Origin of the sequence: Stenotrophomonas sp. NPDC078853, assembly GCF_044901215.1 — a bacterium.
Lineage (GTDB): Bacteria > Pseudomonadota > Gammaproteobacteria > Xanthomonadales > Xanthomonadaceae > Stenotrophomonas > Stenotrophomonas lacuserhaii.
Window position 1 is genome coordinate 170,476 of the sequence record NZ_JBJDOQ010000002.1, and the last position, 13,196, is coordinate 183,671.

The 13,196-nt window shown below is 65.5% G+C and carries 13 protein-coding genes; 9 read left to right on the forward strand and 4 right to left on the reverse strand.

Annotated elements, in window-relative coordinates; translation table 11 throughout:
- Window positions 1-5: 5 nt before the first annotated feature.
- Window positions 6-470, reverse strand: coding sequence for a hypothetical protein (locus tag ACI2JH_RS02970; RefSeq protein ID WP_101099492.1), 465 nt, complete (start codon window positions 468-470; stop codon window positions 6-8).
- 188 nt (window positions 471-658) lie between these two features.
- Between ACI2JH_RS02970 and ACI2JH_RS02975 the strand changes: the two genes are divergently transcribed.
- From ACI2JH_RS02975 to ACI2JH_RS02990, 4 genes are all read left to right on the forward strand, one after another.
- The gene (locus ACI2JH_RS02975; RefSeq protein WP_404735391.1) at window positions 659-907 is read left to right on the forward strand and encodes a hypothetical protein; all 249 of its coding nucleotides are present in this window, start codon (window positions 659-661) and stop codon (window positions 905-907) included.
- Window positions 908-1,032: 125 nt separating this feature from the next.
- Entirely contained in the window at window positions 1,033-1,950 is a 918-nt protein-coding gene (locus ACI2JH_RS02980) for a bestrophin family protein (RefSeq protein WP_404735392.1), read from the forward strand.
- Window positions 1,951-1,974: 24 nt separating this feature from the next.
- Entirely contained in the window at window positions 1,975-2,964 is a 990-nt protein-coding gene (hemB, locus tag ACI2JH_RS02985) for a porphobilinogen synthase (RefSeq protein ID WP_404735393.1), read from the forward strand.
- A gap of 33 nt (window positions 2,965-2,997) precedes the next feature.
- Entirely contained in the window at window positions 2,998-3,264 is a 267-nt protein-coding gene (locus ACI2JH_RS02990; RefSeq protein WP_042613204.1) for a gas vesicle protein GvpG, read from the forward strand.
- Window positions 3,265-3,330: 66 nt separating this feature from the next.
- Here ACI2JH_RS02990 and ACI2JH_RS02995 read toward each other — a convergent pair whose 3' ends face one another.
- On the reverse strand, window positions 3,331-4,197 hold the full coding sequence (locus ACI2JH_RS02995) for a hypothetical protein (protein ID WP_404735394.1): 867 nt from the start codon (window positions 4,195-4,197) through the stop codon (window positions 3,331-3,333).
- 67 nt (window positions 4,198-4,264) lie between these two features.
- Here ACI2JH_RS02995 and aroE point away from each other — a divergent pair, with 67 nt between their 5' ends.
- The 3 genes from aroE to dinG all read left to right on the forward strand — a co-directional run bounded on the left by aroE (window position 4,265) and on the right by dinG (window position 7,696).
- The gene (gene aroE / locus ACI2JH_RS03000; RefSeq protein WP_191771106.1) at window positions 4,265-5,107 is read left to right on the forward strand and encodes a shikimate dehydrogenase; all 843 of its coding nucleotides are present in this window, start codon (window positions 4,265-4,267) and stop codon (window positions 5,105-5,107) included.
- Window positions 5,108-5,109: 2 nt separating this feature from the next.
- Window positions 5,110-5,463: a hypothetical protein gene (locus ACI2JH_RS03005; protein ID WP_404735395.1), complete on the forward strand. Its 354-nt coding sequence runs from the start codon at window positions 5,110-5,112 to the stop codon at window positions 5,461-5,463.
- 157 nt (window positions 5,464-5,620) lie between these two features.
- Window positions 5,621-7,696 carry an ATP-dependent DNA helicase DinG gene (gene dinG / locus ACI2JH_RS03010; protein ID WP_182656408.1) on the forward strand — a complete coding sequence of 692 codons (2,076 nt, stop codon included), beginning with the start codon at window positions 5,621-5,623 and terminating at the stop codon, window positions 7,694-7,696.
- 272 nt (window positions 7,697-7,968) lie between these two features.
- Here dinG and ACI2JH_RS03015 read toward each other — a convergent pair whose 3' ends face one another.
- Window positions 7,969-8,442 carry a helix-turn-helix domain-containing protein gene (locus ACI2JH_RS03015; protein ID WP_404735396.1) on the reverse strand — a complete coding sequence of 158 codons (474 nt, stop codon included), beginning with the start codon at window positions 8,440-8,442 and terminating at the stop codon, window positions 7,969-7,971.
- A 207-nt stretch (window positions 8,443-8,649) separates the two neighbouring features.
- Here ACI2JH_RS03015 and ACI2JH_RS03020 point away from each other — a divergent pair, with 207 nt between their 5' ends.
- Window positions 8,650-9,960 (forward strand): ABC transporter permease, encoded by a 1,311-nt coding sequence (locus ACI2JH_RS03020; RefSeq protein WP_404735397.1) that lies wholly within the window; start codon window positions 8,650-8,652, stop codon window positions 9,958-9,960.
- Entirely contained in the window at window positions 9,957-11,180 is a 1,224-nt protein-coding gene (locus tag ACI2JH_RS03025; protein ID WP_404735398.1) for an ABC transporter permease, read from the forward strand. Before ACI2JH_RS03020 ends, ACI2JH_RS03025 begins: the two co-directional genes overlap by 4 nt.
- 151 nt (window positions 11,181-11,331) lie before the next feature.
- Here the strand turns inward: ACI2JH_RS03025 and ilvD are convergent, their stop codons facing one another.
- Window positions 11,332-13,167 carry a dihydroxy-acid dehydratase gene (gene ilvD, locus ACI2JH_RS03030; protein ID WP_404735399.1) on the reverse strand — a complete coding sequence of 612 codons (1,836 nt, stop codon included), beginning with the start codon at window positions 13,165-13,167 and terminating at the stop codon, window positions 11,332-11,334.
- Window positions 13,168-13,196 lie beyond the last annotated feature (29 nt).

Below are 13,196 nucleotides of genomic sequence, written 5' to 3' on the forward strand. Positions count from 1 at the left end.
TTTGTTCAACGTGCAGGGATCTGTTGGGCCGGCAGGCGCGGGACGGGCGCCGGGTTGGGCACCCAGATCGCTACGCCGGCCGCCTTGCGCTGGGTGGTCGGAATGCCGATGCCCACGCCACCGCCGACGCGCGAACCGTAGCTGCCGGCACCCACCGACATGCCCACCGGCGAGCCGCTGGAACCCACGCCCATCAGGATCACGCCGTTGGCGCCGAGCGCGGCAGCATCGCGCTTCAGGCGCGCCACGGCCGCGTCGGTCTGGCCCTGCGTGCCGAAGCCCACCGCACTGGACGATTCCAGCTGGGCGATCTCCACCGAACCGGCCGGCGGGGTGGAATACACCTGCACCTGGGCAGGGTCGATGGGGGCGCGGGCCTGGCCCAGCATCACCCGCGAGGTGCTGGCACAGCCGGCTACCAGCAGCAGCACGGCGGCAGCGGCGGTCCAGCGGAATGTCGTGGTGGTCATCTTCATGGCTCGAACCCCTGTAGGTAGGCAGCGGATCATCGGTCCATCGATCTGAATCGGCCCCAACGCCGGGGCCCTGCAGGCACGCTAGCACCGCAGCGGTGAGCGCGGCGGCAAGCCCATGCGGGCCTATCCGAGGCCCACGCGAACGGCTATGGTGGGCCCCAATCCATCGGCGAGGAGGGCGTATGGGACTGATCAGTCTGTTGTGGGGCATCGTGGCACTGGTATGGATGGTGGTCGCGCTGGTGCCGCTGCTCGGCTGGGGCAACTGGTTCCTGATCCCGTTCGCTGCAGTGGGTGCGTTGATCGCAGCGATCGGCATCCTGTTCACCCATCCCAGCAAGCGCGGCCGGGCCTGGACCGGGCTGATCCTCAACGGCATCGTCATCGTGGTCGGCGTCTTCCGCCTGGGGCTGGGCGGCGGCATCGTCTGAGGCTGCGGTGCGACCCTCGGTCGCAGGTGCGCAGGGAGGGCAGGATGGCAGGCGTACAATGACCAGCCCGAGGGCCGCCCGGCCCTGCCCAGCGCCAGATCGGCGCCCAACGCCCCCGACGCCCCATGATCATCCGCCCACGTCCGCACGGCTGGCAGCTGCTGTACATCCTGCGGGGCTCCATCGTTCCGGCGGTGGCGCCCAAGGTGCTGGCGATCCTGCTGTTGGCCATCGCCGTTTCCGCCGTGGTCGAACTGGGTAACGTGCCGGGCATCGAACGGGTGTCCTCCGCGCCGTTCGCGCTGCTTGGCCTGGTGCTGTCGATCTTCCTCAGTTTCCGCAACAACGCCTGCCATGAACGCTGGTGGGAAGGCCGCAAGCTCTGGGGCCAGCTCATTTTCGAGTCGCGCTCGCTGGCCCGCCAGGTGCAGCAGCTGCTGCCCGACGATGCGCCACGGCGCACGCGTATCGGCCATCTCGCCATTGCCTTCGCGCACGGCCTGGCCGCGCGCCTGCGCGGCGCGGACGAAGCGCAGGCGGCACGCCCATGGCTGGATGCCGACCAGCGCGTGCTGCTGCATGACCGTCGCAACACCCTGGACGCGCTGCTGTCGATGATCGCCGCCGAGCTGGCCGTGCCGCTGCACGCCGGCCGGCTGTCGCCGATCCTGTATGCCCAGCTGGAAGAGCGCCTGCATGCGCTGTCCTCCATCCAGGCCGGCTGCGAGCGCATCCTCGCCACCCCGCTGCCGTTCGCCTACACCCTGTTGCTGCACCGCTGCGCGTGGCTGTTCTGCGTGCTGCTGCCGTTCGGCCTGGCCAGTTCGCTGGGCTGGGCCACGCCGGTGCTGTCGGCGGTGCTGGCGTATGCCTTCTTCGGCCTGGACCAGCTGGGCGAAGAGATGGAAGACCCCTTCGGTACCGAGCCCAACGACCTGCCGCTGGATGCGATGGTGCGTACCATTGAAATCGACCAGCTGGACGCGCTCGGCCAGCGCCCGCTACCCGACCCCCTGCTGCCGCGCGACTATCGCCTGCAGTGACCTGATGCCTTGACGGAGCCCCCCATGTCGCACCTCCTGTACCGCCCCCGCCGCATGCGCCGCGATGATTTCTCGCGCCGGATGATGCGCGAAAACACGCTGACCGTGGACGACCTGATCCATCCGGTGTTCGTGCATGAGCATGCCGGCCGCACCGCGATCCCGTCGATGCCGGGCGTGGAGCGCCTGTCCATCGAAGAACTGCTGAAAGTCGGTGAAGCGGCGGTGGAGCTGGGCATCCCGGTGCTCGACATCTTCCCGGTGATCGATCCGGCATTGAAGTCGCTGGATGCCGAAGCCGCATGGGCCGATGACGGGCTGGCGCAGCGTGCGGTGCGCGCATTGAAAGAACGCTTCCCGACGCTGGGGGTGATGACCGACGTGGCGCTGGATCCCTACACCACCCACGGCCAGGACGGCATCATCGATGACAGTGGCTACGTGCTCAACGACATCACCGTGGCAGCACTGGTGAAGCAGTCGGTGTCGCATGCGCGGGCCGGCGTGGATGTCATTTCGCCGTCGGACATGATGGACGGGCGCATCGGCGCCATCCGCCGTGGGCTGGACGAAGCCGGTTTCATCAACACCCGCATCATGGCCTACTCGGCCAAGTACGCATCGGCCTTCTACGGTCCGTTCCGCGACGCGGTGGGCAGTGCCGGCAGCCTCGGCAAGGCCGACAAGAAGACCTACCAGATGGATCCGGCCAATGGTGATGAGGCCCTGCGCGAGATCGCACTGGACCTGGAAGAAGGCGCGGACATGGTGATGGTCAAGCCGGGCATGCCGTACCTGGACGTGGTGCGGCGGGTCAAGGAAACCTTCGGCGTGCCGACCTTCGCCTACCAGGTGAGTGGCGAGTACGCGATGCTGAAGGCGGCCGCGGCCAATGGCTGGCTGGACGAACGTGCCTGCGTGATGGAGTCGCTGATGTGCTTCAAGCGCGCCGGCGCCGATGGCGTGTTGACCTATTTCGCGCCGCAGGTGGCGCGCTGGCTGCACGAGCGCTGACAATAGCGGCTTCTGCACGAGGAGAACGGAACGATGGAGATCCTGGGCGTTGGCCACTGGATGATCTGGATCATCGGGGTGGTGGTGTTCGGCGCGCTGATCGTCTGGCTGGCGCTGGCGTCGTTCCGCGAAAAACGGCGTGCACCGGAACTGCCGTCGGCCGCCGCCCGCGTATCGCGCGAGCTGCAGCTGCCCGAAGCGGTGCAGGCCGAACTGGCCGCGTTGAACCGGCGCAAGGACGAGGGCCGCATCAGCGAAGCAGAGTACGAACAGGCCCGCGCCAGCCTGCTGGACCGGTAGAGACGGCCGCTGGCCGCCTGCTCTTCGCACTGGTGGGTGACGGCCGTTGGTCGTCACGCTTCCCCGTCAGCTGCCACACCCGGCCACCGCCACCGTCCGTGGCGCCATCATCCGGTACACATCGCTACCACCCGCCCGTGGCGCGCGTGCGCTGCTGCTCACCAGCAACAGTTCACCCGGCCTGGCCGCATCGACCACCGCTGCATGGGTCATCCCATCGGCCGTATTGAACGACAACGCCACCGGCTGCAACGCCGCCGCGGACCACGCGCAGTCGCTGCGCCACAGCTGGGCCGTGCCCTCGCCGGCACGCGTGAACACCACCGCACCGTCGTTGCCCAACCAATCGCCGTCGGTTTCGTCGGCCGCGCTGTTCAGTGCCTCCAGCGCAACCGCCGGGCCGCGCTTTCCATCGCTTATGGTCGCCAGATGCAGGTCCCAACCGCGTCCCTTGCCGGCCTGCCGCGCGAACAGCAACCGCTGCCCGTCCGCACTCAAGGCCGCACCACGCTCCGCCGTGAGCACCCCGCCCTCCTGCCAGCGCTCCGCTGCGCCGAAGTGTCCGTCCGCGTCGATGGCCACCCGATACAGCGCCATCGTCCCATCGCGGTCGGAGGCGAACAGCAGCCGGCGCCCGTCGTGGCTGAAGTACGGGTCCAGGTCATCGGCCGTGCTGTTCAAAGCCAGCGGCTGCGGCGCCTGCCAGCGGCCTTCGCGCAGCTCGGCCTGCCACAGGTCCCAGCCACCGCTGCCGCCGACGCGGTCACTGGCGAAGATGATGCGCTGGCCATCCGGGCGGAGGCTGGCGCGGCCTTCCCCGGCCTTGGTCGAGACCACGCCCATGCCTTCGATGCCGAACTCATTCAACGCCATCGCCACGGGGGCGCAGAGTAAACTGGCGGCCACAACCAGCAGGGGCAGGGCAGATCGCATCGTCCAGGTCCAGGCAGTACAGGGAGGCCCAGTGTAGGGCGTCCCCTTCGAACCATCCGAGGATTCCATGACCGATCGCTACGCTGTCTTTGGCCACCCCATCGCCCACTCCCTGTCGCCGGACATCCACGCCGCATTCGGCCGGCAGGAAGGCATCGCGGTGGACTACCGTGCCATCGATGCTGCGCCGAACGGCTTCCTTGCCGCGCTGGAAGCGTTCGCTGCCGAAGGCGGGCGTGGCGCCAATGTCACCCTTCCGCACAAGGAAGCGGCCTTTGCGGTGTGCACCACGCGCACCGCGCGCGCCACCCGTGCCGGCTCGGTCAACACGCTGCTGCGCAAGGGCGATCGCTGGCACGGCGACACCACCGATGGTGCCGGGCTGGTGCGTGACCTCACCGACCGCCACGGCCAGGACCTGCGCGGCCGCCGCGTACTGCTGCTGGGTGCCGGCGGTTCGGCACGATCGGTGGCGCCCTCGCTGCTGGATGCCGGCATCCGCGAGCTGGTGGTGGTCAACCGCACGCCGGAACGCGCCGATGAACTGATCGATGCGATGGGCGAGCCGGGCCGTGCGCTGAGCCGCTACTGGGACGACCTGCACGACCTGGGCGACTTCGAACTGATCGTCAACGCGACCTCGGCAGGCCGTGACCCCAGTGCGTCCTTCAAGCTGCCGCTGTCGCTGGTCAACAGCATGACCACCGCGGTGGACCTGAACTACGGTGATGCGGCCATCGCCTTCCTGGCGTGGGCGCGCTCGGCCGAATGCCGCAACACCGTCGATGGCCTGGGCATGCTGGTCGAACAGGCCGCCGAGAGCTTCCAGCAGTGGCACGAAGTCCGCCCGGACACCGACGCGGTATATGCCGGGCTGCGTGGCAACACGCGCCTCACCGGAGAGGAATGAACATGGAAAGCACCGATCTGCTGATGACCGTGTTGAGCATGGCGGCGGTGCGGCTGCCGGTGCTGATCGCATTGACCATCGGCGTGGTCTGGGTGATGGACGTACCCCGTGGGCCGGTACGCACCGGCGCGCTGTCCGGGCTGCTGCTGCTGGCCGCCACCAGTGTGTTCGGCCTGCTGGCTTCGCTGCTGCCGCTGTGGCTGATCAACAGCGGGCAGTACGGATCGATTACCGGGCTCGGCATGATCCTCAACGGGGTCCATTTCGCGCTGTCGCTGGTCGAAGCCTTCGGCCTGGTGCTGGTGGTCTGGGCGCTGACGCGCGCCCTGCGCGGTGGCGTGCCGCGCCCGGCCTGATCATTGACAGGTCCCTGCGGCAGCGCAGGGACCGGCCCGCAGCGGGCTGACAGGTTCAGCGTCGCCGACCCGGGTGGGGCGGTCCAGCGTGCGACAATACGCAGCCTGATCCCGTACCGGTAATCCTGGCGTGACCGAACCCGTCGCCGTGCCGCGCATGCTTGATGACGCCCTGAAGGATGCAATCCGCAAGGCGTACACCACGCTGCAGGCCAACACCCCCGGCTTTGCCACCCGCCGCTCGCAGAGCCAGATGATCGGCGTGGTGTCGCGTGCGTTGGCCAGGAGCGGCGGCGTGGGCGTGGTGGAGGCACCGACCGGCGTCGGCAAGAGCCTGGGTTACCTCACCGCCGGCGTACCCATCGCCATCGCCACCAAGAAAAAGCTGGTGATCAGCACCGGCACCGTGGCGTTGCAGTCGCAGCTGGTCGAGCGTGACATCCCGAACTTCCTCAAGGCCACCGGGCTGGAAGCCACCGTGGCGCTGGCCAAGGGCCGCACCCGTTACCTGTGCACGCGCAATGCCGCCGAAGCGCAGGGCGAGGCGTCGCAGGGCGGCATGTTCGAAGACGAGCAGCCGTTGTACGACCGGCCGTTGGCCCCGATTGAAATGGACATCGCCGCGCGGCTGACGGTGGCTTTCACCTCCGGCAGCTGGGACGGTGACATCGACAACGCTCCGGAAACCATCAGCCCGGGGCTGCGCGGCCGCATCACCACGCCGGCCTCTGCCTGTGCTGGACGGCGCTGCGCCTATTCGGCGCAATGCGCGGTGCTGCGTTCGCGCAACACCGTGCGCGATGCGCAGATCGTGGTCACCAACCATGCGCTGCTGCTGTCAGCGCTGTCCATCGGCGAGAGCGAAAACAACCAGCCGCTGATCGCCGCGCCCTCGGACATGCTGCTGGTGCTGGACGAAGGCCACCACATCGGCAACGTGGCCATCGACCAGGGCGCGGCCAGCCTGGCCTTGGATGACATGGCCAAGCGCGTGGGACGCCTGCAGATCCTGATCGCCGGTGCCTACCGTGCGGTGGACAAGGACCGGCTTGGCAACCTGCTGCCGAACGAAGCCATCGATGTCGCCACCAACGTGGCCAAGCAGCTGCGCGCGTTCCGCGATCACGTCGAAGCACTGTGGATGCCGGCGCCGGCCGACGAAGAACCGATGTGGCGCGCGGCCAACGGGCGCCTGCCCGAGGCCTGGCGAGAGCCGATCGAAGCGCTGGCCGACGACACCCGCAGCCTGTTCAACTGGGCGCACGCGGCCAATGCCCAGGTGGCCAAGGGCAAGCAGGACGACCCCGCCCGCGAGCGCCTGCAGCGCAACCTCGGCATGGCGCTGGAAATGGTCGAAGGCCAGTACAACCTGTGGCAGGCCTGGCGCCGCGAAGACAAGGAAGGCGCGCCGCCGATGGCCCGCTGGATCACCGCCACGCGCGAAGGCGACCTGGTGTTGCACGGCTCGCCGGTATCGGCCGCGCATGTACTGCGCAAGCTGCTGTGGGATGAAGTGGACTCGGTGGTGATGACCTCGGCCACGCTGACCGGCGGCGGTGATTTCCAGTCACTTGCGATCGACAACGGCATCCCGGAGGACGCTGAAATGGTGTCGCTGTCCTCGCCCTTCGACCTGCCCAACCAGGCCGAGCTGATCGTGCCGCCGTTCCCGGTTACGCCGGATGACCGCGAGGGTCACCCGCGCGAAGTGGCGCGTTACCTCGGCAAGGAACTGGACTGGAAGAAAGGCTCGATGGTGCTGTTCACCTCGCGCTGGAAGATGGAGAAAGTAGCCGGCCTGATGCCTGCCGCCAAGCGCAAGCAGGTGCTGGTGCAGGGCGAAATGTCCAAGACCCGGTTGATCGACGAGCACCTGCGTCGGGTTGCCGCAGGCGAAGGCTCGGTGCTGTTCGGCCTGAACTCGTTCGGCGAGGGCCTGGACCTGCCGGGCGAGGCGTGTACCACGGTGGTGATCACCCAGGTGCCGTTCGCGGTGCCGACCGATCCGCAGACCGCCACCCTGAGCGAGTGGTTCGAGGCACGCGGGCTGAACGCCTTCAACCTGATCGCCGTGCCGCACGCGCTGCGCACGCTGACCCAGTTCGCCGGCCGCCTGATCCGCACCTCCACCGATACCGGCCGCGTCATCATCCTCGACTCGCGCCTGCTCAGCCGCCGCTACGGCAAGCGCATCATCGACGCACTGCCCCCGTTCAAGCGCATCATCGGCTGACTGTCCCGGCGCAACCGCAGCTGTGGGTAGTGACGGCCGCTGGCCGTCATGCTCCGGCGGTGGAATGAGGCGATCACCTGCTTCGGTAGGTGACGACCGTTGGTCGTCACGCTTCTGCCTTCCGCTGCGCTCGCCGAGCATGGGTCGGCGCTACCGTGCTCGCTCCTCGTCAGTCCAGCAGCGCGGTATTGCGCACGGCACCCTTGTCGGTGGCACTCTGCCATCCCTGGGACTTGCCGCAAAGGGCTGTGTTCGTCAGCAGTTCGGAGCATCTAAAGAAGCGTTTCGGCGCTCTCCATCAATGTCACGACGTTGGCAACGACGGTGAGTGGAAGATTCCTGGACGAAGACAGCAGCCTGCACTCGAGGGATGCCCTCGCTCCCCCCACTCCCGCACCAGTGCCCGCATGTCGGCCCTCTGCCAACCACGAGAGGCTGACATTCATGACCTGGCTCAAACGGTGAAGATGGACGATCGATGGCGTGAAGCCATGCTCGCGCTCCCAGTGGCCGACCGTCGAGCGGTTGACGTTCAAGGCAGTAGCGAGATCGGTCTGCGAAAAACCACGGTCTATTCTCACCGAGCGTATCCGTGCAGCCAGTGTGCCGGCGTCCCAGTCCAAAGGAATCTCCATGAAGCGGTGGCAAGCGTGATCGACAGTGTTTGAGATCGCACTGAGCCAGTCAAAGGTCAGCCGCGACGTCCTGCAGTAGAGCTGGTGGAGACGACGAACATGCAGCTGCAAATCTCCTGCTGTGCAGGCCACAGCGACGCGCTTGCGAACACCATCGAGGCCATGAAGTAATGAGGGTGGGTGTTAGGCAGAAGAGCGAACGCCACCATCGATGACGCAACCTTCATACATCAGCAGCCACCGCGTGGCTTTCAGTGGAGCCGGTGGACGTTGTACCGACGTCCGCTGCATTTCTCCATTGATCTGTTGGAGTAGATCGTGATCACTTATTACCTCACGCTGGCGTATAGACGCTTGCTGGCAACCAAAGGCATGAGCATTGCACTGATGCTGGGGCTTGGCCTGGGCGTCGGAGCCAGCATGACGATGATTACTGTGGTCTACACCATGTCCTGGGATCCGTTGCCGGGACGAAGCGGGCACCTTTTTCATCCTGTTCTGGATATCCTCCCTTCGTCGTATCCAGTACGTGCTGGAAGGGATCCACGGGTTGCCGTGACCTGGCTGGATGCACGAGCACTGCTCAAGCAGGGGCCGGGGTACCAACAGGCAGCGCTTGCTTCCGGTAGGCTGCTCGTCGACAGTCAAACGGGTGTGCCAGTTCCTTTCTTCGCACGTGGACAGTACGCCACTACCAGCGTCTTTGATATGTTTGGGATAGATCTGGTGGCCGGTCGCGCATGGACATCGGCCGAAGAGGGCAACCGTGCCCGGGTCGTGGTTCTGAGTCGTTCACTGGCCGCGAGGGTAGGGTTCAATAGGTCCCGGATCGGTGACTCAATCAGACTGGGGGGACACTCTTTCACCGTTATCGGCATAGCCGACAAGTGGGAGCCGCGCCCGCGATTCCACACTGATCTTCAGCAGGACGCCTTCAGCGTATCAGAGGATTTTTTCGTTCCCCTGGCGCTGGCGGTAGATCTAGACCTCAACGTGGCGAGCAGCATCTTCTCTTGGTCCGACGCGGTCGCGAGTAACAGCCTGGAAGACTCCCGATCTTCGTGGCTGCAGTTCTGGGTGCAGCTCGGAGATGATGCAGAAAAGGCAGACTACGTCCGATTCCTGGAGAACTATCTTCACGCTCAGGTCCGCGTCGGTCGCCTTGAACGATTTGTTCCGCCACGGCTGCCAAGTCTTCGGGAGTACCTGACTGAACGGCGGATCGTGCCGGATGATGTCAAATTGCAGCTCGCTCTAAGCATCGCTTTTCTGGGAGTGTCTCTGCTCAACATGAGTGCACTGATTTTTGCCCGGTTTGTTGGCATGAGCCATGAGATATCCATCCGTCGCGCTCTGGGGGCTCGGCGCATCGACATAATCGCCCAGCTATTGAGTGAGACGGCGATCATAGGCCTCTTCGGCGGGATTATCGGTCTGCTCGTTGCCTGGCTGGGCGTTGCTCTGGTCCGCAGCCAACCCGAAGACTATGCGTCGCTGATACGTCTGGGACCGGGACTTATCCTCCCAATTTTCATGCTTGCGTTGGTCTCAAGCCTGCTTGCTGCGCTGTTACCTGCCATGCGCGCGACCTCGGGACGCGTTGCGATGCAGATCAAGGTGGCTGAATGATTTTCAACCAGGTTTCCTTGATCGCGCGATCGCTGCGACGCAATCGGATCACGGCATTCCTTTTATTCATGCAGGTGCTCGTAGCCATGGCGTGCGTGGCAAATCTGATGTCTCTTCTGATGGACCGAGTCTCCTCCTTGAGCCATGTGACCGGGATGCAGGACGAAGGCCTCTTGGTAGTTGACGGCGAGTTCGTGAATGATCCCCTGGCGGTCCCGTCCGCAGCTATCGCTGAGGACATTGAGACGTTGCGCCGCGTCCCTGGTGTTATAGACGCATTGGCGACAGGGTCTCTTCCTCTGTCAGAACGCAACTGGATCGCTGGTTTCACGAACAAGCCGATTGAAAGCGATCAGATTGACGGAATAATCGAGGCGGAGCCGTCAGTCTATGCAGTGTCGAGTCCCGCGGTTCGCCTGCTTGGGCTCGAACTGACCGCGGGCCGGGATTTTTCGCCTGAGGCGTTTGTTTCCATGCGTTCGAGAGAGGATTATGCAGGCCTGCATGGGGTGTCCGAAGTGATTCTTACCGAGGATCTGTCGGCTCGGATGTTTCCTGGCAGCAGTGCGATTGGCAGGTTCATCTATGCTGATGCCCGGTACCCGATACGCGTTGTCGGAATTGTAAGAAGGCTTGCGCGGCCAGTGTTCCGGAAAGATGGTGACGACGGCTTGTCGCTCATCTTGCCGCTCATTCCCGATACAAGCCGAGTCATGTTCGCCATCCGGGTGGCGCCGGGCGTATCGGGCGGCGTAGTGGCACTGGTGCGTGAGAAGCTGTTGCAACGCGATCCCCGCCGTAGCATCGCGAGGAGCAGCACGTTCCAGGAGATGAGGACAGACTATCTTCGGCACGACCAGATCATGGCCGTGATGTTTCTCAGTGCTTCGCTTGCTCTGCTGCTGGTGACCGCTACCGGTATCTACGGTCTATCCAGCTTCTGGGTACGTCGACGCTATCCTCAGATTGCCATAAGACGCGCACTTGGAGCGCGGAGGATCGATGTCATCGCCTACTTCCTGATTGAGAACCTGATGCTGACAGCAGCGGGCACGCTGGTCGGCACGGCAGCGGCAATGGGCATCAATTTGCTTGTCGCCCTACACTACGAGGTTCCGCGCATAGGGCCGCTATATCTGGTCACGGGCGGAGTGACGGTCATCCTGATTAGGCAGCTCGCTGCCTTTGTACCTGCGTGGCGCGCTGCGAAACAGGGATAGTAGAGAAAAGGAGATGGAGGGCCTGGCTGTGGGTAGTGACGGCCGCTGGCCGTCATGCTCCTGCTTCGGTAGGTGACGACCGTTGGTCGTCACGCTTCTGCCTTCCGCTGCGCTCGCCGGGCATGGCTCGGCGCTACCGTGCTCGTCCTTGTCAGTCCAGCAGCGCGGTGTTGCGCACGGCGCCCTTGTCCGCGCTGGTGGCCAGCAGCGCGTAGGCTTTCAACGCGCTGGTGACTTTGCGCGGGCGTGCTTGCAGTGGCTTCCAGCCGCGTGCATCGGCGTCGGCGCGGCGCTGCGCCAGTGTGGCCTCATCCACCAGCAGGTGGATGCCGCGGGCGGGAATATCGATGCGGATGCGGTCACCGTCGTGCACCAGCCCGATCACCCCGCCGCTGGCCGCTTCGGGCGAAACGTGTCCGATCGACAAGCCCGAAGTGCCGCCTGAGAAGCGGCCGTCGGTCAGCAGCGCGCACTGTTTTCCCAGACCCTTCGATTTCAGGTAACTGGTCGGGTACAGCATCTCCTGCATGCCCGGTCCGCCCTTCGGCCCCTCGTAGCGGATCACCACCACATCGCCCGCTTTCACCTCGTCAGCGAGGATGCCGGCCACCGCCGCGTCCTGGCTTTCGAATACGCGAGCGTTGCCCTCGAAAACATGGATGGACTCGTCCACGCCGGCGGTCTTCACCACGCAGCCGTCCACTGCCAGGTTGCCACGCAGCACCGCCAGCCCGCCTTCCAGCGAATAGGCGTGCTGCAGCGAACGGATGCAGCCTTCGGCACGGTCCAGGTCCAGCGACGGCCAACGCGTGGCCTGGCTGAAAGCCACCTGGGTGGGAATGCCGCCCGGGCCGGCGGCGAAGAATTCATGCACCTTCGCGTCATCGGTGAGCGTGGCATCCCACCGCTTCAGCGCGTCGGCCAGCGAGGGGCTGTGCACGGTCGGCACCGAGGTATCCAGCAGCCCGGCACGGTCCAGTTCGCCGAGGATGCCGAACACCCCGCCGGCACGGTGCACGTCTTCGATGTGGTATTCCGGCGTGTTCGGGGCCACCTTGCACAGCTGCGGCACGCGCCGCGACAGCGCATCGATATGGGTCAAATCGAAGTCCACGCCGCCTTCCTGGGCGGCCGCCAGCAGGTGCAGGATGGTGTTGGTCGAACCGCCCATGGCGATATCCAGCGTCATCGCGTTGCCGAACGCCGCGGCGGTGGCGATGCCGCTCGGCAGGGCGCGCGGGTCTTCGCCGCCATACCATCGGTGGCACAGTTCCACGATCACCCGGCCGGCGCGGCGGAACAACATCTCGCGGTCGGCGTGGGTGGCCAGCGTGGTGCCGTTGCCGGGCAGCGACAGGCCCAGCGCTTCGGTCAGGCAGTTCATCGAATTGGCGGTGAACATGCCCGAACACGAACCGCAGGTGGGGCACGCGCTGCGCTCGTACTCGGCGACCTTTTCGTCCGACGCGCTGTCATCGGCGGCGATCACCATCGCATCCACCAGGTCCAGCTTGTGTTCGGACAGCTTGGTCTTGCCCGCTTCCATCGGGCCGCCTGACACGAAGATCACCGGGATGTCCAGGCGCATCGCGGCCATCAGCATGCCGGGGGTGATCTTGTCGCAGTTTGAAATGCAGACGACGGCATCGGCGCAATGCGCGTTGACCATGTACTCGACCGAGTCGGCGATGATCTCGCGGCTCGGCAGCGAGTACAGCATGCCGTCGTGGCCCATGGCGATGCCGTCATCCACCGCGATGGTGTTGAACTCCTTGGCCACGCCGCCGGCCTGTTCGATCTCGCGCGCCACCAGCTGGCCAAGGTCCTTCAGGTGCACGTGGCCGGGCACGAACTGGGTGAAGGAGTTGGCGATGGCGATGATCGGCTTGTGGAAGTCGCCGTCCTTCATGCCGGTGGCACGCCACAGGGCGCGGGCGCCGGCCATGTTGCGGCCGGCGGTGGAGGTGCGGGAACGGTACTCGGGCATGGGCTGGCAGTAACGGGCGGGCCGTACGA